Origin of the sequence: Pseudomonas sp. TH34 (genome assembly GCF_016650865.1) — a bacterium.
GTDB lineage: Bacteria > Pseudomonadota > Gammaproteobacteria > Pseudomonadales > Pseudomonadaceae > Aquipseudomonas > Aquipseudomonas yamanorum.
Map to the genome: position 1 here is coordinate 1 of NZ_JAEKFB010000034.1, position 22,484 is coordinate 22,484.

A 22,484-nucleotide genomic window follows, 5' to 3' on the forward strand; every position below is an offset into this window, starting at 1 on the left:
TGTAAGAGCGGAACCATAGGCGGCCGTTACCTAAATAACGGATATGTACACCCAAAGCCCCGACGATAGACCCCACCAATCACCCAGTCAGCCCAAGCAATTGGACGCAACGCAAACATGCTTCTAACCTGACAGCCTGCGCTACCCAAGAAGCCCGCCCATGATCGTCCGTCCCAAACCCAACCTGCTCGGCATCCTGTTCTCCCTCAAGGGCTCAATCGCCAAGCGCATCGCCCTGCGCAGCCTGCTGGTCACCTTGCTGGCCTCACTCATCGTGCTGGTAGAAACCCTGCACCCGGCCTACTTCTCCAAGGTCAACGCCACACCCTTCACCCTCCTCGGCCTATCACTGTCGATCTTCATGAGTTTTCGCAACAACGCCTGCTACGACCGCTGGTGGGAAGGCCGCAAACAACTGGGCCAGATGATCATCGAAATACGCTCGCTGATCCGCGAAACCCAAATCCTCAGCCCCACCGACCGAGAAAGCGTACTACGTGGCCTGTGCGGTTTCGCCCACGGCCTGATCGCCCGCCTGCGCCTGGAAGATGAAGCCCAAGCAATCAAACCGTGGGTCAACCCCAAGGCCAGCCACCCCAACCTCCCCGACAGCATCCTGCAAGACCTCGGCGCCCGCTGCTCGAACCTCGCCGAACAAGGCCACATCAGCGACTGGCGCTACACCCAACTGGAAACCCGGCTATACGGCCTGAGCCAGGTCCAGGCCTCGTGCGAGCGCATCAAGCACACGCCGCTGCCCTTCCCCTATACCCTGCTGCTGCATCGCACCATCTACCTGTTCTGCATTCTGCTGCCCTTCGCCATGGCCGAGCCGCTGGGCTGGCTGACGCCGGTGTTTACCGCGATCGTCAGCTACACCTTCTTCGGCCTGGATGAAATCGGCGACGACCTCGAAGACCCCTTCGGCTTTGACGAAAATGACCTGCCCTGCAACGCCATCCTCCGCACCCTGGAGCGCGAGATTCTCGCGGCCCTCGGCGAAACCGAGCTGCCGCCGGCCCTTGAGCCCATTGAATTCGTGCTGACGTGATGCGGGTTTGACACTCGCGGTGACCTGACCGAAGCTGGTGACTTTGCACTAGCTGCCAAGCTTTCGGACGCCTGCATGTCAAAGTCACGCCGTTACTCCATCATCGGCCTGTGCGCCCTGTTGTTTATTGTGCTGATCACCTGGTATTTCACCCGTACGCCCCCGGTGGTGGTGCCCCCGGCCATCGCCCACGGTTACGCCAAGGCCTTGAAACAGGCACACAACGGCGAACCCGGCGCCGCCCGCGTGCTGTACCAACAGCTGGGCCGTCCGGACCTCTCCGATGTGCGCCGCGCCGCCCTGCATGCCGAACTGCCTAACTACCCCAGCCCCCAGGCCCTGAAGCTGGCGGACAAGGACCTTACCCATGACGCACCCATGGTGCGTGAGGCGGCGATTCACAGCATTGTCGGCCTGGTGCCCAGCGGCCAGCGCACGCTGTTACTCGGGCCGTTGCTGGATGACCCGGAGCAAAGCGTCCGGTTTGCGGCGGCCAATGCCTTGCTGGGGCTGTCTCCCGACACCCTGGGCCTGTACTTCGGCCCGTTGCAGCAGGTACTCGACGAATACGTGAAGTTGCTCAAGGCCCAACCCGAAAGCCCCGAAGGCTGGATTCAGCTGGCCCGCCTGTACATTCACAGTGCGCTGCTGCCCGATGCCCAAAATGCCCTGGAACAGGCGATGCGTCTGCAACCGGACAACCTGCAAGCCGTCGTCGCGCAAATTGAACTGCTGGACAAGCAGGGCAAGGTCGACGAATCCCGCCAGCTCCTGGCCAAGCAGTTGCAGGCTCACCCCGATTCGGCCTACCTGCAACATGCCCTGGGCATGTGGCTGCTGCACCATGGCGAGCGCGCGTTTGCCCTGCTCAGCCTGTCCCGGGCAGTGGAGCTGGAGCCGAACAATCAGGATTACCGCTACGACCTGGCGACCACCCTCCACGCCCAGGAGGAACTGGAGGCCGCCCAGCGCCAGTTGGAAGAAATCGTCCAGCGCAACCCGGCCAATCGCAAGGCGCGGGTCTTGCTGGTCAATTACTGGAAGGAAACCGGCCAGTTGCAGAATGTGCAGGTGCTGCTAGCGCAGCTTGAACAGCAGAACCCGGACGACCCGGCGCTGCAACAAGGCCTGTAAACGCTGCAATTGATACAAAACGTTGAACCGCCACACACCGCTACGGTCAAGTAAATATGGCGCGCCCCAGACGGCGCTGCCGACTACTTATTTGTGACCCGAGGGCACTTCTTGTCTACATCCAAAGAGCTGTTCACAGCAAAGGCGGCCACCGGTATTGAAGGTCTGGACGACATTCTTGCCGGGGGGCTTTCCCGTAGCCACTTGTTCCTGCTGGAAGGTGAACCCGGCACCGGTAAAACCACCGTGGCCCTGCATTTCCTCCAGTCTGGGGCAAAAAACGGCGAACGATCGCTGTACATCACCCTGTCGGAAACCGAGCGCGAGTTGCGTCAGGGTGCCAAGTCCCATGGCTGGGACCTGGACGAACACATTCACATCTTTGAACTGACCCCGCCGGAAAGCCTGCTCAACGCCGAGCACCAGCAAAGCCTCCTGTATTCCTCGGACCTTGAGCTGGGCGAAGCCACTCGCCAGATCTTCGAAGTGGTGGAACGGGTCAAACCGACCCGCGTCGTCATCGATAGCCTTTCTGAGATCCGCCTGCTGGCGCAAAGCTCTCTGCGCTATCGCCGGCAGATCCTGGCCATCAAGCACTACTTCGTGCGCTACGACGCCACCGTATTGCTGCTGGATGACCTGACCACCGAGTCCCTCGACAAAACCGTACACAGCGTGGCCCACGGTGTGATTCGCCTGGAAGAACTGACCCCCAACTACGGCGCCGAGCGCCGTCGCGTGCGAATCGTGAAGTACCGTGGCCAGAAGTACCGTGGCGGTTTTCACGACTTCACCATCATGGAAGACGGCGTACATGTATTCCCACGCCTGGTGGCGGCCGAACACCGTGGCGGCTACAACCGCCAGACTCTCACCAGCGGCGTCCGTGAAATGGATGCATTGCTCGGTGGCGGTATCGAAACCGGTTCCAGCACCTTGATCCTGGGCCCGGCCGGTACCGGCAAATCGCTGATCTCGATGATCTTCGCCGCAGCGGCCGTCGCCCGCGGCGAAAAAGCCGCGCTGTTCATTTTTGATGAAGAGCTGGGCCTGCTGTTCGAGCGCATGCGCAACATGGGCATCGACCTGAAAGCGCTGCAAGCCACCGGCAATCTGCTAATCGAACAAGTGGACGCCGCCGAGCTGTCTCCCGGCGAGTTCTCCCACCGGGTGCGGCGTTGCGTGGACGAGCGCGGGATCAAGACCGTGGTGATCGACAGCGTCAACGGCTACCAGGCCGCGATGCCGGAAGAGAACGCGCTGATCCTGCACATGCACGAGCTGCTGCTTTACCTCAACCGCCGTGGCGCCGCGACCTTCATGACCGTCGCCCAGCACGGCCTGGTGGGTGACATGCAGGCGCCGGTGGACATCACTTATCTGGCCGACACCGTAATCCTGCTGCGCTACTTCGAAGCCTTGGGCAAGGTGCGGCGCGCGATTTCGATCATCAAGAAACGCACCGGCAGCCATGAATCGACGATTCGCGAATACCGTATCGGCAGCAAGGGCATGACCATCGGTGAACCTCTGGATACGTTCCAGGGTGTATTGCGCGGCGTGCCGACCTATATGGGCACCGATAACCCGCTGCTCAAGGATGAAAGTTCATGAGTGGATCGTCGGCCATTTCCGAACGGGCGATCATTCTGGCGCCCCTGGGCCGCGACAGCTCCCTGGCATTGATGATGCTCAATGAGGCCGGATTCAACGGCATCATCGCCAGCCATTTGCAGATGCTGTGCGAGGAACTGGAACAGGGCGCCGGCTTGCTGATTGTGGCCGCCGAAGCCATGCACGGTGTCGATCTGGAACCGCTGCTGAGCTACCTGCACCAACAGCCGGCCTGGTCGGACCTGCCTATCGTGCTGATGACTCATCATGGCGGCAGCGAACAGAACGGCTCATCACGCTTGAGTACGCTGCTGGGCAACGTGACGTTCCTGGAGCGGCCGTTCCATCCGATCACCCTGATCAGCCTCGTGACCACGGCCCTGCGCGGACGCCGCCGACAATACGAGGCACGCGACCGGTTGATCGACCTGAGCCAGAGCGAACAGCGCCTGCAAAGCACCCTGGAAACCCTTGAGCAACAGGTGGAAGAACGCACGGCTCAACTGCGCAACAACGAAGAAGCGTTGCGCCAGTCACAAAAAATGGAAGCCGTCGGCCAATTGACCGGCGGTATCGCCCATGACTTCAACAATATGCTGACCGGGATTATCGGCAGCCTTGAGCTGCTGCGAAGGCGCGTAGCCCGGGGCCGCACTGAAGACCTCGACAGCCTGATCGACCTGGGTGTCACTTCAGCCAACCGCGCGGCCGCCCTGACCCACCGTTTGCTGGCGTTTTCCCGTCGCCAGTCGCTGGATTCAAAACCGGTACAGATCAATCAATTGGTGAGTTCGATGGGTGAGCTGCTGCAACGCAGCCTCAACGAAAGCATCACCCTGGACATCCGCCTGACCGAACAGTTATGGACCGCCGAAGTCGACCCCAATCAACTGGAAAGCGCCCTGCTCAACCTGGCCATCAATGCCCGGGATGCAATGCCCAACGGCGGCAAACTGGTGGTGGAAACCACCAACCGCCACTTGGACAGTGTGTTTACCGCAGCCTATGGCACCCTCACCCCTGGCGACTATGTGGAACTGAGCGTCAGCGACACTGGCTGCGGCATGCCCGAGAGCGTGATCAGCCGCGCCTTTGACCCGTTCTTTACCACCAAACCCATCGGCCAGGGCACCGGGCTGGGGTTGTCGATGATCTATGGGTTTGCGCGCCAGTCCCACGGGCATGTGTCGATCCACAGCGTGGTGGGCCAAGGCACCACCGTCAGCCTGTTCCTGCCGAGGTATGTCGGCGAGGTCATTGCAGATGAACCTCTCAACCCGGCATTGCTGCCGTTCGCCAACGCTGGCGAGACGGTGCTGATCGTCGAAGACGACCCGGCCGTGCGGGTGCTGGTCAGCGCCGTGTTGAGTGAACTGGGTTATGCCTTCGTCGAAGCCGGTGATGCCGACAGTGCCATGCCGATCATCGAGTCCAGCCAGCGGATTGACCTGCTGATCAGCGACGTTGGCCTGCCCGGTATGAACGGCCGGCAACTGGCGGAAATCGGGCGGCAGGTGCGACCGGACTTAAAGGTGTTGTTTATCACGGGCTATGCAGAGCATGCAGCGGTACGGGGCGGCTTTCTGGACCCGGGCATGCAGATGATCACCAAGCCCTTCACCTTTGATTTGTTGACGGCAACGGTGAGGGAGATGATCAAGGCTTGAAGAGGGAGTGCGCTCCCTCTTCGCAAGGCGTTAAGCCAGCAAGCGCTGGATATGTTCCTGCAACGTATCCAGGTCAAACGGCTTGGCCAGGATCGGCGCATTGCGCGTGATCGGGCTGTTGCAGTCGAGGATCTCCTGCGGGTAACCGCTGATAAAGATCACCTTCAATTCCGGTCGCAGCTTGATCGCAGGCTCGGCGATCTGCACGCCGGAAATACCGCCTGGCAGACGATAGTCGGTGACCATCAGGTCCAGGTGCGGCTTGGTGGCGAGGATTTCGAACGCCTGCTCACCGTCAATCGCCTTCAACACCCGGTACCCAAGCCCCGACAGGTACTCGCCCAACACAAACATAATCGATTCGTCATCTTCGACGATCAGTACAACATCTTGTGCATCTTCACTCATGGGAAGCCTTTGTCCGGTCAATTGCTGCTGATACGACCATAGGGTCACGCAGAGGTTGCGTCGGATTCACGATTGATTTCCTGGCGCGGGCGCCAACGGCAGGCAAACGCGGAACAAGGCGCCCTCGCCTATCCGGCTTTCGACTTCGATAGTACCGCCATGGGCCGCGATAATCTGCTCGGAGATAAACAGCCCCAGGCCGAGGCCCGCCACAGCGTGGTTGGCCGACACCCGTTCAAACTGCTGGAAAATCCGCTTCTGGTTGTCTTCGCTGATGCCGATACCGTGGTCACGCACTTCCACTCGTGCTTCGCCATGCTCGGCATAAACCCGCACCTCCACCGGGCTCTTGGCCCCGTATCGCAAGGCGTTGGTCAGCAGGTTGGACACCACCTGTTCGATACGGAACTCGTCCCAGTTGCCCTCCACCGGCCCTTCCTGCACCCACTTCACCGAGGACTCGGCCGCCGCCACTTGCGGGGCGAAATTCTCTAGCAGGTTGTGCACCAGTTGCGTCAGGTCAAAGCGCCCGGGGCGAATCGACAGCTTGCCGGTGCGAATACGCGATACATCAAGCATGTCTTCGATCAAGCGGATCAGGCTCTGGATCTGCCGCTCGTCGCGGTCGACCATGGCGTGCATCTTGTCCATGGTAAAGGCGGCGGCGTTATCCCGGGCCAGGTGCATCTTGCGCAACTGGGTTTCCAGGATCAGCCCGTTGAGGGGCGTACGCACCTCATGAGCAACGATCGACATGAAGTCATCACGCATGCGCACGGCTTGCTCCAGTTCCGCCTGGGTGGCCTGCAAGCGCGTGAGCAAGGCTTCCTGCTCGCGGCGGCTTTGCTCCAGGGCTTCAACCTGCTGTTTCATCGCCTTGCTCTGGCGATACAGGTCGACGAACACATTGACCTTGCTCTTGACCGCATGGATATCCAGCGGCTTGTGCAGGAAGTCCACGGCGCCGCTTTCGTAGCCCTTGAACGCGTAGTTGAGCTCACGACCGGCGGCGCTGACAAACACGATCGGGATGTTCTTGGTCTTTTCGGTGCCGCGCATCAGCTCGGCCAGCTCAAAGCCGTTCATGCCGGGCATCTGCACGTCGAGAATGGCCATCGCGAACTCGTGCTCCAGCAGCAGCGACAAGGCCTCGTCGGCGCTCAATGCCTTGTAGACCTGGCGGTCCTCGCGCTTGATCAGCGCTTCAAGGGCCAGCAGGTTTTCCGGCAGATCGTCGACGATCAGCAGTTTGGCCTGGACAGTACTTAACATGGGGAGGATTCCAGGGAAGCCAGCAAGGTGCCGATGCGGCTCAAGGGAAGAATATGGTCAGGTGTATGCAGCGCCAGGGCGGCGCGGGGCATGATGGCTACCCGCGCCTCGTCGGGATCCTGGACCACCGTCATACCACCGCACTGTTTGACATGGGCCAGGCCACGGGCGCCGTCCTGGTTGGCGCCCGTCAGCAGGATCGCCATCAGGCCGGCGCCGTAAGCATCGGCCGCCGACTCGAACAGGTAGTCAATGGCTGGCCTGGAATGGTGCACGCGGTCCTCCTGGCTAAGTGACAGGCTACGGTCGTGCTCTACCGACAGGTGATAACCGGGGCCGGCAAAATACAGGGTACCGGGCTGGATCACTTCCTTGTCCCGCGCTTCCACCACCTTCATCGATACGCGACGGTCAAACACTTCCGCCAACTGGCTGCGGCGCTCGTCGGGCAGGTGCAGCACCGTGATGATCGGCAGGCCGAAGCTCGCCGGCAATTCACCAAAAATGCCCAGCAACGCCTCGACGCCGCCTGCGGAAGCGCCGATCACAATAGCTTCGATCCCGGATACCGGGCTGGCAGCAGCTTCATTCATAATTTTCGGTAGATCCGTTCTTGCTTGACCAAGGGTTCGAACTGCTTGCTGTAGCCGGAAAAATCCAGGGTTTCCTTGCTGCCCAGCACCAGGAAGCCGCGATGACACAGCGACTCATGAAACAATCCAAACGCCCTGTCCTGCAACTTTTTATTGAAGTAAATCAGTACATTACGACACGAAATTAATTGAGTTTCTGAGAATACGCTATCCGTGGCCAGGCTGTGATCGGCAAACGTCACGTTCTCTCGCAGGGTCTTGTCGAAGATCGCATGATCGTAAGCCGCGGTGTAGTAATCGGCAAACGAACGCTGGCCCCCGGCCTGCTGGTAGTTGTGGGTATAAGCGCGGATGTTCTCAAGGGAAAAAATCCCCTGCTTGGCTTTTTCCAGGGACCGGGGATTGATGTCGGTGGCGTAGATGATGGTGCGCTCCAGCAAGCCTTCCTCACGCAACAGGATGGCCATGGAATACACCTCTTCCCCGGTGCTGCAGCCGGCGATCCAGATCTTGATCGACGGGTAGGTCTTGAGCAGCGGCACCACTTCCTGGCGAATCGCCAGGAAGTGCGAGGGGTCGCGAAACATCTCACTGACGGGAATCGTCAGGAACTGCAGCAACTGCATGAACGCCGTCGGGTCATGCAGCACCCGCTCCTGCAAGGCCGAGATGGTGGCGCAGTCGAACTGCCGCAGCGCATGGGCCACGCGGCGCTTGACCGAGGCCCCGGAGTAATCACGAAAGTCATAGCTGTACTTGAGGTAAATCGCCTCAATCAACAAGCGCAGTTCGATGTCAGTGCTTCTTTCCAATTAAATCCGTTCCATCTTGGGTAGCCACACGCGAATCAATGAAAACAACCGGTCCAGGTCGATAGGCTTGGCCAGGTAATCGTTGGAGCCTGCCGCCAGGCAACGCTCCTGATCGTCCTTCATGGCCTTGGCCGTCACTGCGATGATCGGCAGCTTGCGCCAGCGCGGGTCCTGGCGGATCAAGGCCGTGGCCTCGTAACCGTCCATCTCCGGCATCATTACATCCATCAGCACCAGGTCGATGTCATCGACTTCATTGAGTTTCTCGATCGCCTCGCGGCCATTACGGCCGATCACGACAATCGCGCCCTTGTGCTCCAGGGCACTGGTCAGGGCGAAGATATTGCGCACATCGTCATCCACCAGCAGGATCTTGCGCCCTTCGAAGACCTTGTCGCGGCTGCGAGCGGTCCTGAGCATTGTCTGGCGTTCATGGGACAGCTGGGATTCGACTTTGTGCAGAAAGAGTGTGACTTCGTCCAGCAGGCGCTCGGGGGAACGCGCACCCTTGATGATGATCGAGCGCGAATACTTGCGCAGTTCGGCCTCTTCGTCCCGGGTCAGGTTGCGCCCGGTGTAGACGATCACCGGCGGGAACGAGCAGATATCCTCGGTGGACATGCGCTTGAGCAACTCATTACCGAGCATGTCCGGCAGCTTGAGGTCGATGATCATGCAGTCATAGATGTGGGTGCGCAGCAGGTCCAATGCCTCTTGGGCGAAGCCTACGGCGGTGATCTCGATGTCATCGTCGCCGATCAGGCGGGCAATGCTGTCTCGCTGAAGGTCATCGTCTTCCACCAGCAGCACACGCTTGACCTTCTGCGTCAGCTTGGCTTCCAGGCGGGCGAACACATCCTTGAGCTCTTCACGGGTGGTCGGCTTGACCGCATAGCCCACGGCGCCCATGTGCATGGCGGCTTCGACGCGGTCTTCCACGGAAATCACGTGCACCGGGATATGGCGGGTCCCGGCATGTTCCTTGAGGCGTTGCAGCACGGTCAGGCCGGAATGGTCCGGCAGGCGCATGTCCAGCAGGATCGCGTCGGGAATGTACTGCTCAGCCAGGGCGTAGCCTTCGTCCGCGCCATGGGCCACCAGGCAGTGGTAACCCAGTTCATGGGCGAGATCGAAGAGGATGCGGGCGAAGTTAGGCTCATCTTCCACCACCAGGATGCAACGCGTGGCGAACGGAGCCTTGTCGCGGTCATCGATAAAGCGCGGGATCTGCGCTTCGTGGGCGATCGGCATCGGCGACACCTTGATCGGCGCCGGTGCAGGCACAGGGACTACCGCGCGCGGCTGTTCCAGCGCCGGGGTGTCTTCGTCACGCTCTACATAGTGCTCGGGCACCACCAGGGTAAAGATACTGCCCTGACCAGGTTCGCTGGTGACGCTGATATAGCCACCCAGCAGGTTCGCCAGGTCCCGGGAAATCGACAGGCCCAGGCCGGTGCCGCCGTAACGACGGTTGGTGGTGCCATCGGCCTGGCGGAAGGCCTCGAAGATGCTTTCCTGCTGGTCCGGGGCGATGCCAATCCCCGAGTCGCGCACGGTAAAGGCGATGCCTTCCCCCGGCGCCCGGGATACCGACAGGCTGACCTCACCTTTCTCGGTGAACTTGATGGCGTTGGACAGCAGGTTCTTCAGAATCTGCTCCAGGCGCTGGCGGTCGGTGAACAGCATGTGCGGCGAGCCTTCCTGCACCTCCACCTGGAACCCGAGCTTGCGGTCGGCTGCCAGCGGCTCGAACATGCCGCGCAGCCCATCCACCAGGCGCGCAACGCTGGTATTCTCCGGGCGCATTTCCAGCTTACCGGCTTCGACCTTGGAGATATCGAGGATGTCATTGATCAGGTTGAGCAAGTCGTTGCCGGCCGAGTAGATCGACTCGGCGAACTTGACCTGTTCGGCGCTGAGGTTTTCCTGGGGGTTCTCTGCCAGCAACTTGGCGAGGATCAACGAGCTGTTCAGCGGTGTGCGCAGCTCGTGGGACATGTTGGCAAGGAACTCGGACTTGTACTTGCTGGAGCGCTGCAACTCATCAGCGCGCTCTTCCAGCTCGATCTGTACGCGATTGAGTTCAACGTTTTTCTGATCCATGGCATCGCGCTGCTCGGCCAGGGTCTGGGTCTGTTCGGCCAACTGTTCGTTGGTCTGTTCCAGCTCCGCCTGTTGGGTTTCCAGGTGGGCCTGGGACTCCTTGAGGATGCGCGACTGTTCTTCCAGCTCTTCGTTGGCGGTCTTGAGCTCTTCCTGCTGCACTTGCAGTTCTTCATTAAGCTGTTGGGTTTCGGCCAGCACTTCCTGCAGGCGCTGACGATAACGGGCAGCTTCGATGGAGGTGCCGATATTGCCGGCAATCAACTCCAGCAGTTCGACATCACGGTCTTCCAGTACACGCAGGAACCCCAGCTCGATCACCCCGTTGACCCGGCCATCGTCGCTGGTCGGTACCACCATCACACTGCGGGTCGAGCCTTCGCCGAGGCCGGAACTGACCTTGAAGTAGTCCACCGGCACATCGTCCAGGCGAATCAGGCGATCCTGACGGGCAGACTGGCCGACGATGCCTTCATCGTTATAGATCGACTGTTCCTGCTGCTCTTGCTCGCGGGAGAAGCCATAAGTGGCCACGCGTGTAAGGCCGCCGTGCTCTTCACGCACGTACAGCGCCGCCACCGCCGAGCCCATGTACTGGGCGAAGAACTGCAAAATGTTACGACCCAGCAGGCTCAACGTCAGTTGGCCAAGGACCTGCTCGGCCAGTTCGGTCTGGCCGTTGCGCAGCCAGGCTTGCTGCTCCAGGCGCTTGGCAATCCTCTGCTGCGATATGAGGTTTTCGCTGTAACTATTTGAAAGCTCGAGCAAATTCTTTCGGCCGACATACGCGAGAAAGCCGCTCAGGCCGAGTACAAACACCAGGTACAGGGTGACGCTGATGATCGTGGTGCGGGTAACGTCTTCATTCCGGGTGATGCGGAATTGTTGCTCCATCGCCACCGCCCGGTCGTACTCCTTGCGAATTTCGTCCGTCAGGCTTTTGCCACGCCCGGCTTTCACGGCGGTGCGAAAATCACCGCTTTGGCGCTGCATATCAATCATCGACTGGGCATAAGTGTTCCATGCCTGTTGCAACGACTCCAGACGCTTGAGCCGGTCCACCTGCTCTGGATTGTCCGCCACCAGTGCCTGCAAATTGCGCAAGTCCGAAATGATCCGCGGCTTGGCCACTTCATACGGGTCGAGGAAATGCTCGTCCCCCGTGATCAGGAAGCCGCGCATGCCGGTTTCCAGGTCCACCGTCAGTTTCGAGGTTTCGTTGAGATTGTTGATCACCCGGTCGGTGTGCTCGACCCACTGAATCACCGACAACAGGTAAGTGATCAGAACGACGAAAAACACTGCGCTGAGCACACCCACGCCCAACGGCAGCGCCACGTTGCGGCCCAGCAATTTACGGAAGCTTTTCTCATCGACAGACGACGCGGGAGTCATGGATATGCCTTGGCCAAATACGGAAAAACGGGGAGTTTGCCCCAAAGTTGCGCCTAAGCGCTATTTTTCTGCTGGCCATGGTGGCATTGATTACATAACGCGCCTGCTCATCGATTCCTTGGACGGGACATTTCCACTCAATCCCGGCACAATGCCGACCCTGTTTCGGGAACTTGCCGAGATTGACGCGACTCATTAGAGGATGGTCTTTCGACTGCTCAAGACCTGCCCCCTCAACTTCTCGGGAACCCTCACTATGTCCGCCTCAGCCTCCACCATCCTAGTAGTCGAAGACGATGCCATCGTTCGCATGTTGATCGTCGATGTCCTCGAAGAGCTGGAGTTCCAGGTGCTTGAAGCGGCAGACGCTGAAATCGCCCTGGATATCATCAAAGATACCGCCCACACCATCGACCTTATGATGACCGATCACGGCCTGCCGGGAATGAGTGGCGTTGACCTGGCCGCCAAGGCCCGTGAACTGAGACCCGCCCTGCCGATTCTGTTCGCCAGTGGTTATGCCGAGAACATCGGTGTACCGGCTGGCACCCAGGTGATTGGCAAACCGTTCTCGATTGATCAGTTGCGTGACAAAGTCAAATCCATGCTGCCTTGACCCCCCCTGCTGCCGCCTTCCACAGGCGGCACTTTCATCTCTTGATGTCGACTGATCGATAGATCTTTGCGTTGAACCTCACGTGCCAAAAGACTTCCTGAGCAACTGAGTGCAAACTCTGCCTGACACGCAAACGTTCAGCCAGTTGCGACTGTACGCGCCCACCGAAGCCTGCTTTGATAACAGCTGAAAACTCGACGACATCCGACTGATTCAGTAAGGACGCAACAACATGATTCGAACACCGACGCGCCTGCTGTTGGCGAGCCTCTCGATTCTCATGAGTACCGGCGCCTGGGCCGATTTCACCGCCACGCCGAGTGAAGCACGGGTCATCGCCAAAGAAGCCTACCTCTATGGCTTCCCGGTGGTGGAGATGTACAAGACTCTCTACACCCAGGCCGTCGACAAAGCCGGGCCGAACTTCAAGGCGCCGTTCAACCATATCGGCAACACTGCGCAAGCGATAACCCCTAAAGATACAGCTATCCCCACCCCCAACCCGGACACGCCCAACTCCTTTGTCTGGCTCGATCTGCGGGCCGAGCCCGTGGTGTTGACCCTGCCCAGGATCGAAGACAACCGCTACTACGCCGTGCAGTTGGTCGACCTCTATACGCAGAATTTCGGCTATCTGGGCACCCGCAGCACCGGCAACAACGGTGGCCACTACATGATTGCCGGCCCGGGCTGGAAAGGCCAGCAGCCAACCGATATCGACCGCGTCGTGTACAGCGAAAGCAACATCGCCTACGCCCTTTACCGCACGCAATTGTTCGATGAAAAGGACCTGGGTAAGGTAAAACAGATCCAGAGCGGCTATAAGGTCCAGACCCTGAGCAGCTACGTGAACCAGCCCAAACCCATCAAGCCGCCTAAAATTGCCTGGCCCAAGCCTACGCCGAACATGAGCGACAGCGTGCATCTGTTCCGCTATCTGAACTTCATGCTGGCCTACGCAGCACCCCAGGACAGTGAGAAAGACGTGCTCGCGCGTTTTGCCAGGATCGGCGTCGAAGCGGGTAAGCCGTTCGACCTCAAGGCCCTGACAGTTGAGCAACGTAAAGCATTGGATGACGGTATCGCCGATGGCAAGGCCGAGTATGCCGCCTTCAAGAAAGACAAGATCGATACTCATCAAGTATCCAGTGCGGACCTGTTCGGTAACCGCGACCACCTCCAAAACAATTACCTGTACCGCTACGCTGGCGCCAACATGCACCTGTTTGGCAACTCCGGCGATGAAACGGCCTACCTGCGCTACTCCGTGGACAGCGAAGGCAAACCCGCCAACGGCGCACGCCACAGCTACACCCTGCACTTCGCCAAGGACCAGTTGCCACCGACCGACGCATTCTGGTCACTGACCATGTACAGCGCCAAGACCAATCTGCTGACGCCTAACCTGAAGAAGCGTTACGTGCTCACGTCGGGGATGTTGCCCAACTTCAAGCTCGACGCCGATGGAGGCCTGACACTTTTGGTCGCGCACCACGAACCACCGAAGGCGGAGCAAAGCAACTGGCTGCCTGCACCACCCGGCCCGTTCTATGCCCTGTTGCGCATTTACCTGCCCAAGCCTGAAGTGGGTAACGGGCAATGGAAGCAGCCACCGCTCACACCGATCAAATAGCACCTGCTCAAGTCGTGCAGCGTTTGAGGCTTAGCCCTTTTTAAGCTTCAAAAACGATTGATGCAGGTCCGACGCCCAACCGTCGATGACGCTTTTCACGTCATCGGCTTTCATCACCTGGGATTCGTTTGCCAACGGCTTACCGGTGCCTTTGCGCACGACTTGGGCGACCACCTTGCCACTGGCACCATCGAGGAATTGGGCTTCGGTGCCCAAGGTGGTTTCCTGGTCACGAATTCCGGCGCCCGTGCTGACCGTGGCGACTACCAGGGCGACAGGAATGTACTCATAGGGTTTGAGACTTTCGGTCTTGCTGCTGACGGCAGTGATCGCCGCACGCACCACGATCACGCCCGGGCCTGGTCCGTCGGCCAGAGGCAAGGACTTTTCCAGTTCGCGCTTGAGCGCCTGGCTGTAGTAGGTGTTGATGCCCTGCAGGGTGCTTTCAGGGATCTTGGTGCTGGCTTGCGGCTTGGGGTAGAACTGGGTGGGCTCGATGTACACCGCGTTATAGCGGCTCAGACTCAGGCTGGGGTCCACCCAACGCATTACCTGCGCACCCGATGGCGACTTGGCTTCCTTGAGATTGCTGTAGTCGGAGAGAAACCCGGAGTATTCGTCCGGCTGAGTCACCTTGCTGGAACACCCCATCACCCCGATCGTGGCAATACACACGGTGCTTATCATTATTCCCAGTTTCATCGCGATACTCCTTGGCTGGCGTTGAGGAAGCGCTGAGCATTAGGTATAGCTGATGCTGGAGCTGCGGCAATGAAGCGAGCCCGCTCGGCGCGCCCCCTTTAACAGTCTTTGACAGTTTCCCGACAAAGCTCACAAAGACTCATGGACGGCCCGCCCCTAGCATTCGAGCATCCAAACCACCCCTCGGGTGCTCATCATGTTTCGCACATTGCGCAGTATTCCGCTGCTGGGTTGCCTGCTGGGCAGCCTTGGCTGCCACGGCCAACCGCCGGCTCCGCCGCCCATCCCCAAGGGCGACTACAGCGCAATCATTCGCTACCTGCAAAAACGCATCCCCGTTGAAATGGCCAGGCAAAACATACCCGGCCTGTCCATCGCCCTGGTCAATGGCCAGGAACTGATCTGGGCCCACGGCTTCGGCGTTGCCGACAAAGCCCTGGGCAAACCGGTGACCCCCAACACCGCGTTCCGCGCCGGCGCCCTCTCCAAACTGCTCACCGCCACCGCGGCCCTGCAACTGGTTGAGCAACAGCGCCTGACCCTCGACGCCCCGATCCAGGACACCCTGCGGGAGTTTTACGTACGCTCGCGCTTTCATTCCGACCAGACCGCCGCCGACCGCGACATCACTCTGCGCCGCCTGCTCAGCCACCAGTCCGGCCTGCCCAGCGAACACCTGCGGGACGTGCGCAGCACCTTCGCCATGGGCCAGATGCCGATGCGTATTTCCGGGGTATGGCTGAGCACGCCGCCGGGCACTCAGGTGGCCTATTCCAACCTCGGCTACGCCCTGGCCGGTGCCGCCATCGAGCGCAGCAGCGGGCAAGACTTTGAAAATCGGTTGCAAAGCAGCCTGCTCAAACCGCTGGAGATGAACCAGTCGAGCTTCGTCGGTACCGGCGCACAACTGAGCTTCCGCGCCCGGGGTTATGAGGATGGCACCGTCAGCGCCGACGCCCAGGTGCGCGACCTCGCGGCCGGTGGCTTGTGGGCAAGCCCCAAGGACCTCAGCCACTACGTGCGCATGCTCTTCGCCCGAGGCCTCTACAAAGACAAACAGGTGCTGAGCAGCCAGTCGATTGACGAAATGTTTACCCAGCAAAACACCGGCAACGCCCTGGACTTCGACTGCCAGATGGGCCTGGGGTGGTTTCTCGCCCCTTGTGGTGATGAACCGGTCGGCCCCGGCATACGCACCTACCAGCACAGCGGTGGCGGTGATGATTTCGCCGCGCAACTGACGATGCTGCCGGACCAGCAACTGGCGGTGATTGTCATGGCCAACGACAGCAACGCCGAAGAGATGGTGGTGTCCCTGACCACCGACACCCTGCGCCTGATGCTCCAGGCCCAGACCGGCGAGCCGGTGTGTTCTGACGACTGCCAACAGCCGGCCCACGGTCTGAAAATCCGCCAGGTGCCCGCTGCCATCGACCGCAAGCGCCTGGCCGGTTTCTACGCCACGGCCTGGGGCATTTTCCGTATCAAGGACGAAAACGGTCAGCTGTATGGCGAGTTGGCCGACACCCGTTTCGAACTGCTGCGGGACGGCCATGGCTGGCTGCGGGCGCAGCAGAAATTCCTCGGCTTCTGGCTCAAGGACCTGGGTGAACTGGGCCGCGTCCAGCTGGACGTGGTGACGGTGCAAGGGCGCCAGATGCTGACCGCCCGCAGCCATGGCCAGCGCGTGCCCGTGGGCGAACGCATCGAACAGACCCCGCTGAGTAATGCCTGGGCCGACACCATCGGCACCTATCAAGTGCTCAACACCCATGAGCCCGACGCGCCCTTGAGCGGCATCAGCGTGCGCCTGGAAAACGGCTTCCTGGTGATTCGCGGCCAACTGCACGACGAACCACTGACCGACTACATCCTGCTGCCCGTGGACAACGCCCACGCGGTGCTTGCCGGCAACGGCTATGGCCTGGGGGACACCGTGAGCCGCCAGATCAATGGCCTGAGTGCCTCTGGCTACCAGTTCAAACGTACTGATTCTCCCCACAACCCCCTGAGTCTCTGACCTCACATGAAGACCATCCTGCGTTCAAAAAACCTCTGCCTGTCCCTGACATCGCTGTGTCTGCTGTCCAGCGCCGACACCCTGCTGGCGGACGATTGGGAATACACCCTCAAGGCCGGCGTGGCCAACCTGCCCCGCTACAGCGGCAGCGACGAGCGGGTGACCGCGCCGGTGCTGGGTGCGGCCATCGTCAGCCCGTGGGGGATTTTCCTCGACACCGACAAGGGCTTGGGCTGGGGTTATGACGGCGGCGGCGCGAGCTTCAGCGCCTACGTCGGCGCCAGTGGCAATCGAAAGGATGAAAGCAGGAGCGGTCGCCCGGGCTCGAAGAAACTCAAGGGCATGGGCGAAATCAAGACCCGCCCCCAAGTAGGCATCAGTGGCAGTTATAACTTGGGCGGGGTGATTCTCGGCGCCACCCTGGAGCATGCACTTGAAGAGGATGATCACAAGGATTCCGGCAAGGCCTTCACCCACCTGGAACTGAGCCTGGGCACCAACCTGTATGACGGCGACTACGGTTCGCTGGACGCCAGCCTCAGCAGTCATTTTGGCGACAGCAACTACCTGCAGACCTGGTACGGCGTCACCACCGGCCAGGCCGCGCAGAGCCGCTTCAAGGCTTACAAGGCCAGCGGCGGCAATATCAGCAACGGGATGAACCTGGTATGGAGTTTGCCGATCAGCGATCACACCCAGTTTTCGACGCTGCTGGATGTGCAATACCTGGCGGACAAGGCTGGCCAGAGCCCGATTGTAGAGCGACGGTTGCAGACGTCAGTGATGGGGATGGTCGAGTACACGTTCTAAGGCGATCGTTCCCACGCTCTGCGTGGGAATGCCTATTGGGACGCTCGCGTCCCGCCGTCGATGCAAGGCTAAAGTCCTGCGCATGGGTGACGCGGAGCGTCACGGCAGGCATTCCCACGCAGAGCGTGGGAACGATCGGTGGCTCCTGGATGGTTATTCGACATACGCCCAGGTCATCCGAAACGACGCCCCGCCCCACTCCGAATCCAGCACTTCAACCTGCCCGCCGTGCCACTGGCACACGCGCCGCACCAGCGCCAGGCCGAGGCCGAAGCCACCGGTGCGGCGGTCGCGGCTGGCATCGAGGCGCAGGAACGGTTCGAAAATCTTCGCCCGCCCTTCCATCGGCACCCCAGGCCCATCGTCATTCACCCGCACTTCGTAGCCGGCACCGAATTTCACCAGCGACACTTCCACACGCCGGTCGGCGTAGCGAATCGCATTGCGCAACAGATTGATCACCGCCCGGGCCATAAAGCGCGGCTCGATGCGGATGTAATCGACTTCACAGGTGCGCAGCAGCAACTGCACGCCTGCCGCCTCGGCCTCCAGGGCGACGCTGCCGATCACACTGTCGAGCCAGCTGTGAGCCTCGATGCTTTCCCGGGTGATCTGCGTGGCCCCACGTTCCAGGCTGGCATAGGTCAACAGTTCCGAGACCATTTCTTCCAGCTCGCCGAGGTCGGCGTACATGTCGGCGATCAGCGCGCGGCTTTGGCGTGGGTCGGCCTGTTGCTTGAGCTGGTCTAGCTCAAAGGAAAGCCGTGCAATCGGCGTGCGCAGTTCGTGGGAGACCGCGTTGGTCAACTCGCGCTGATTGGCGATCAGGCTTTCGATGCGCTCGGCCATCTGGTTGAAATGCCCCGCCAGCTCGCGCACGGTGGAGCGGCGCGGCAGCAGGATGCGCGAGCCGAGGTCGTTGTCGCCGAAACGTTGCGCGGCCAGGCGAATATGCTCCAGGTCACGCCAATGGGGCCGTACCCAGAAGTACAAGACAATCGCCAGGCACAGGCCGAGGAAGCCATACGCCCACATGTACAACCACTTGGGCTCTTCCGGCAGCTTGATTTGCAGCAGTTGCTGGCCGCCATCGATGTTGGAGATGAACTCCATGAAATCGCCGCGCACCACCAACTCGCCCCCGGCCAGCAGTTGCTGCTCACGTTCGGTCAGTTTCAGCGCGTCCTTCTGCACCAGCGCCAGGCGCAGTCCGTAGTGCGGCTGCAAGTCAACCAGGCGAGCAGCGCGGGCTTCACCCGTCACCGGCCGCAATTGTTCCACCACCCCATAAGCCGGGCCGCGCAGGGCCTCACGGTTATAGGTTTCGTTGGCCTCCGGCAGCAGCTCATCGAAGGTGTAGTTCACCAGCCAGATCGCCCCGGCCAAGCCAATGGCCAGGATGATATACAGACGCAGAAACAGCCGTAACATCTAGACCTCCCAGGCGAACGGATTGAACAGGTAGCCCTTGCCCCAGATGGTCTTGATGCACACCGGTTCCCGAGGGTTGTCATTGAGCTTGCCGCGCAGCTTGCTGATGTACACGTCGACGCTGCGATTGAGCCCGTCAAAGGCAATCCCGCGCATGCGGTTGAGGATGTCGTCGCGGGAGAGGATTTTCCCGGCAGCGCTGGCCAGCAACCACAGCAGTTCGAACTCCATGGTGGTCAGGTCGATCTTCTCGCCGCCCAGGCTCACCACTCGGCAACTGCGATCGATGGCCAGCCGGCCGAACTCAAGGGAGCCCCGCACCGTGGGCTCCGGTGTCTGGCGGCGTTGCAGGGCACGCAGGCGGGCCAGCAGCACGGGTGGTTTAATCGGTTTGATCACGTAGTCGTCAGCGCCGGATTCCAGGCCGAGGATATGGTCCAGGTCGTCTTCCTTGGCGGTGAGGATCACGATGGGCGTGTCGGACACGTTGCGAATTTCGCGACACACATGCAGGCCGCTCTGGCCGGGCAGCATCAGGTCGAGCACGACGATCTTGGGCTTGAACTCCAGGAAGGCCGCCAGCGCCAGGTCACCCCGATGCACGGCCAGCACTTCGAAGCCGTGCTGGGACAGGAAATGGGCGATCAGCCCTGCCAGCTTCTGATCGTCCTCCACGAGCAAGACCTTGCCGAGACCCAAGTTATCCATAAATTTCCAGTGCACGCGCGGATTGAAGTGTGCGCATTATAGGGGGCAAGCCGGCAGACTAAAGCAGCTGGCCATTACTGGCCGACGAAGCTTCATGCTTTTAAGAGTTTTTAACAGTTTCACCGCAGTCTTTAACTCGGCACGGTCCGACAGGCGCGCCCCACACGCTTTTCGGAAGTGTCGCTGATGACAACACCACAAACACAAGAGAATCATGGCCCTTTACCCACATAGCGGGAGAGGATCATGTTCGTTCGTCATAAATCAGACATAGAAAACACCGCGCACTTTGTCGAATGGGGCGCTGGCACCAGCCATCGGCTGCTGACGGAAAAGGACGGGATGGGTTATACCGTGTGCCACACCGTCGTGCGCGCCGGCACTGAGTCGCTGCTGCACTACCGTAATCACCTGGAAGCTTGCTACTGCATCGCCGGCGAAGGTGAGGTGGAAGACATGGACGGCAACGTCTACCCTATCCGCCCCGGTGACATCTATGTGCTGGACCAGCACGACCGCCATTACCTGCGAGGCGGGAAGGAGCAGGATCTGGTGCTGGTCAGCGTATTCAACCCGCCGCTCAAAGGCGATGAGCGCCACAACCTCACGGATAAATCCGGCTCCGGCTACTGACGACGATTTGACTCACGGACACGAGCACACCATGCGCAAGGATTACCTGGCTTTCTTCATTTCGTTGTTTCTGTCACGCCTGGCCGACCAGATTCTGTTGTTCATCGTGCCGTTGATCGTATTCCAGACCACTAACAGTGTGTCGTGGGCCGGGCTGGCGTTTTTTGTCGAGTCCTTGCCGCGCTACCTGTCGTTCCCGGTGTGCGGGGCATTGTGCGACAAGTATCCCGCCGTGCGCATCCTGCATATCAGCCAGGTTTATCGGGCACTGGCCTGCGTGGTCGCCGTGCTGTTGTACGGCATGTTCGACGGCATTTACTGGATCGTGATCCTTTCAGCGCTGTGTGGCGTGTTGACCACCCAGGGCATCATGGCCCGGGAAGTGTTGATGCCGCATATCTTCAAGCATTACACCTACGCCAAGACCTTGTCCTACTCGCAGATTGCCGACCAGACCGGGTTGGTGCTGGGCCCACTGGTGGCCGCGCTGATGTTGGGCGCCTGGGCCTGGCACTGGGTCGTGCTGGGGGTTGCCGGGCTGTTCCTGCTGGCGGACCTGGCGATGCGCATCTGGCAACGCCACACCACGGTCAGTCTTGAAACCTTCGAGCAGCACAACGACATCTGGCTGCAGCCGTTGCGCGTTGCCTTCGGGCATATCCGCGACCTGCCGGAGCTGAAGAAGATCATCGCGCTGGCGGTGGGTGTGAACCTGATTATCGGTGTAACCCTGGCGACATCAGCCGCGATGGTCATTGGTCAGTACGCCGCCGGAAAGGACACCTACGCCGGGCTGCAGGCGGCGGGTGCCGTGGTGACCATCGCCATTCTGTTCTATCTGGCGCGCGCTTCCCTGCCGCTCAAGGTGCTGGGCGGTCTGTCGTATTCGATGATTGCCGTGGGTGCGCTGATCACCGCTCTCAGCCCGAATGTGTGGGCTTATGCCGTGGGTTTCCTGCTGCTGACCGGCTTCGACAAGATGTTCAACGTGTACATCCGCAGCACACGCCAGCGGATAATCCCGGTTCAGGACTTTGGCAAGACGGTGGGTGTGTTGACCTTGCTTAACAACCTTTCGCAGCCACTGGCAGGGTTATTGATTGCTTTGCTGGCGGCGCCGTTGGGGACACAGGCGGTGATCCTGATACTCGCCGGGGTCACCGCGCTGATTGGTGCAGCGGTTGCGTCAGGCTGGCACGCCACTGTGAAAGCGGAACTCGACGTCCGGTGATTCGATCAGGTCCTGCTCGGCGGCGCGTACGCGGTCAATGACCTGGGCGATGTCCTTGGCGTCGCCGTACTGGTAAGCCAGTTTCAAGTAACCCTGGAAATGCCGGGCCTCGCTTTTCAGCAGGCCGAAGTAAAACTTGCCGAGTTCTTCGTCCAAATGCGGCACCAGTGCTTCGAAACGCTCGCAACTGCGGGCTTCGATAAACGCGCCGACCACCAGCGTATCCACCAGTTTGACCGGCTCATGGCTGCGCACCACTTTGCGCAAACCCGAGGCGTAGCGGCCGGCGGACAGTTGGCGCAGTTCGATCTTGCGCTTCTTCATCAGGCGCATGACTTGCTCGTGGTGCACCAGTTCTTCCCGTGCCAGGCGTGACATCAGGTTGATCAGGTCGACGTGGGAATGGTACTTGGCGATCAGGCTCAAGGCGGTGCTGGCGGCCTTGAATTCGCAGTTCTTGTGGTCGATCAGCAAGGTTTCCTGGTCGGCCAACGCGGCCTGGACCCAGCCGTCGGGGGTGCGGCAACCGAGGAATTCGTGGATTTCTGGCAGGTTCATCGGGCTCACGGGCAAAGATTCACAAAAGGCCGGCGATTATACCGACCGCGCCGCAGACCGCCAGCCACCGGGCTTGATGTGCATCAACATGAC

At 60.3% G+C, this 22,484-nt stretch carries 19 protein-coding genes; 10 read left to right on the plus strand and 9 right to left on the minus strand.

The window, feature by feature from the left end:
* Positions 1-160 precede the first annotated feature (160 nt).
* The 4 genes from JFU58_RS28340 to JFU58_RS28355 all read left to right on the plus strand — a co-directional run bounded on the left by JFU58_RS28340 (position 161) and on the right by JFU58_RS28355 (position 5,466).
* Positions 161-1,051, plus strand: coding sequence for a bestrophin family protein (locus JFU58_RS28340; protein ID WP_201142888.1), 891 nt, complete (start codon positions 161-163; stop codon positions 1,049-1,051).
* A gap of 75 nt (positions 1,052-1,126) precedes the next feature.
* Positions 1,127-2,185, plus strand: coding sequence for a tetratricopeptide repeat protein (locus tag JFU58_RS28345; protein WP_063030088.1), 1,059 nt, complete (start codon positions 1,127-1,129; stop codon positions 2,183-2,185).
* A 111-nt stretch (positions 2,186-2,296) separates the two neighbouring features.
* Positions 2,297-3,799: an ATPase domain-containing protein gene (locus tag JFU58_RS28350; protein ID WP_201142889.1), complete on the plus strand. Its 1,503-nt coding sequence runs from the start codon at positions 2,297-2,299 to the stop codon at positions 3,797-3,799.
* Positions 3,796-5,466, plus strand: coding sequence for a response regulator (locus JFU58_RS28355; protein WP_063030082.1), 1,671 nt, complete (start codon positions 3,796-3,798; stop codon positions 5,464-5,466). The genes JFU58_RS28350 and JFU58_RS28355 overlap by 4 nt, the downstream gene beginning before the upstream one ends.
* Positions 5,467-5,496: 30 nt before the next feature.
* Here the strand turns inward: JFU58_RS28355 and JFU58_RS28360 are convergent, their stop codons facing one another.
* From JFU58_RS28360 to JFU58_RS28380, 5 genes are all read right to left on the minus strand, one after another.
* Positions 5,497-5,874, minus strand: coding sequence for a response regulator (locus JFU58_RS28360; protein WP_010171103.1), 378 nt, complete (start codon positions 5,872-5,874; stop codon positions 5,497-5,499).
* Between the two features lie 66 nt (positions 5,875-5,940).
* Positions 5,941-7,146 carry a hybrid sensor histidine kinase/response regulator gene (locus tag JFU58_RS28365; protein WP_063030080.1) on the minus strand — a complete coding sequence of 402 codons (1,206 nt, stop codon included), beginning with the start codon at positions 7,144-7,146 and terminating at the stop codon, positions 5,941-5,943.
* Positions 7,140-7,739, minus strand: a complete 600-nt coding sequence (locus JFU58_RS28370; protein ID WP_201142890.1) for a chemotaxis protein CheB — start codon at positions 7,737-7,739, stop codon at positions 7,140-7,142. The genes JFU58_RS28365 and JFU58_RS28370 overlap by 7 nt, the downstream gene beginning before the upstream one ends.
* Positions 7,736-8,551 carry a CheR family methyltransferase gene (locus JFU58_RS28375; RefSeq protein WP_063030076.1) on the minus strand — a complete coding sequence of 272 codons (816 nt, stop codon included), beginning with the start codon at positions 8,549-8,551 and terminating at the stop codon, positions 7,736-7,738. Before JFU58_RS28375 ends, JFU58_RS28370 begins: the two co-directional genes overlap by 4 nt.
* Positions 8,552-12,049: a response regulator gene (locus JFU58_RS28380; RefSeq protein ID WP_201142891.1), complete on the minus strand. Its 3,498-nt coding sequence runs from the start codon at positions 12,047-12,049 to the stop codon at positions 8,552-8,554. It abuts the gene before it with no gap.
* Between the two features lie 256 nt (positions 12,050-12,305).
* Between JFU58_RS28380 and JFU58_RS28385 the strand changes: the two genes are divergently transcribed.
* Both JFU58_RS28385 and JFU58_RS28390 read left to right on the plus strand, forming a co-directional pair.
* Positions 12,306-12,665 carry a response regulator gene (locus tag JFU58_RS28385; RefSeq protein WP_063030072.1) on the plus strand — a complete coding sequence of 120 codons (360 nt, stop codon included), beginning with the start codon at positions 12,306-12,308 and terminating at the stop codon, positions 12,663-12,665.
* 232 nt (positions 12,666-12,897) lie between these two features.
* Positions 12,898-14,298, plus strand: a complete 1,401-nt coding sequence (locus JFU58_RS28390; RefSeq protein WP_201142892.1) for a DUF1254 domain-containing protein — start codon at positions 12,898-12,900, stop codon at positions 14,296-14,298.
* 30 nt (positions 14,299-14,328) lie between these two features.
* Here JFU58_RS28390 and JFU58_RS28395 read toward each other — a convergent pair whose 3' ends face one another.
* Positions 14,329-15,000: a DUF3313 domain-containing protein gene (locus JFU58_RS28395; RefSeq protein ID WP_201142893.1), complete on the minus strand. Its 672-nt coding sequence runs from the start codon at positions 14,998-15,000 to the stop codon at positions 14,329-14,331.
* A 196-nt stretch (positions 15,001-15,196) separates the two neighbouring features.
* On the opposite strand from JFU58_RS28395, the gene JFU58_RS28400 reads away from it, so the two are divergent.
* Positions 15,197-17,020, plus strand: a complete 1,824-nt coding sequence (locus JFU58_RS28400; RefSeq protein ID WP_063030036.1) for a serine hydrolase domain-containing protein — start codon at positions 15,197-15,199, stop codon at positions 17,018-17,020.
* A gap of 6 nt (positions 17,021-17,026) precedes the next feature.
* Positions 17,027-17,830: a MipA/OmpV family protein gene (locus tag JFU58_RS28405; RefSeq protein WP_201142894.1), complete on the plus strand. Its 804-nt coding sequence runs from the start codon at positions 17,027-17,029 to the stop codon at positions 17,828-17,830.
* 153 nt (positions 17,831-17,983) lie between these two features.
* On the opposite strand, the gene JFU58_RS28410 is transcribed toward JFU58_RS28405, so the two are convergent.
* A complete protein-coding gene (locus tag JFU58_RS28410; RefSeq protein WP_201142895.1) occupies positions 17,984-19,261 on the minus strand; it encodes an ATP-binding protein in 1,278 nt (425 codons plus the stop codon).
* A complete protein-coding gene (locus tag JFU58_RS28415) occupies positions 19,262-19,969 on the minus strand; it encodes a winged helix-turn-helix domain-containing protein (protein ID WP_017480435.1) in 708 nt (235 codons plus the stop codon). It abuts the gene before it with no gap.
* Positions 19,970-20,215: 246 nt separating this feature from the next.
* On the opposite strand from JFU58_RS28415, the gene JFU58_RS28420 reads away from it, so the two are divergent.
* Positions 20,216-20,602 (plus strand): ectoine synthase, encoded by a 387-nt coding sequence (locus JFU58_RS28420; RefSeq protein ID WP_063030030.1) that lies wholly within the window; start codon positions 20,216-20,218, stop codon positions 20,600-20,602.
* A 31-nt stretch (positions 20,603-20,633) separates the two neighbouring features.
* Positions 20,634-21,833 carry an MFS transporter gene (locus tag JFU58_RS28425; RefSeq protein WP_201142896.1) on the plus strand — a complete coding sequence of 400 codons (1,200 nt, stop codon included), beginning with the start codon at positions 20,634-20,636 and terminating at the stop codon, positions 21,831-21,833.
* On the opposite strand, the gene miaE is transcribed toward JFU58_RS28425, so the two are convergent.
* Entirely contained in the window at positions 21,789-22,391 is a 603-nt protein-coding gene (gene miaE / locus JFU58_RS28430; protein ID WP_063030025.1) for a tRNA-(ms[2]io[6]A)-hydroxylase, read from the minus strand. The genes JFU58_RS28425 and miaE overlap by 45 nt on opposite strands.
* Positions 22,392-22,484: the final 93 nt, after the last annotated feature.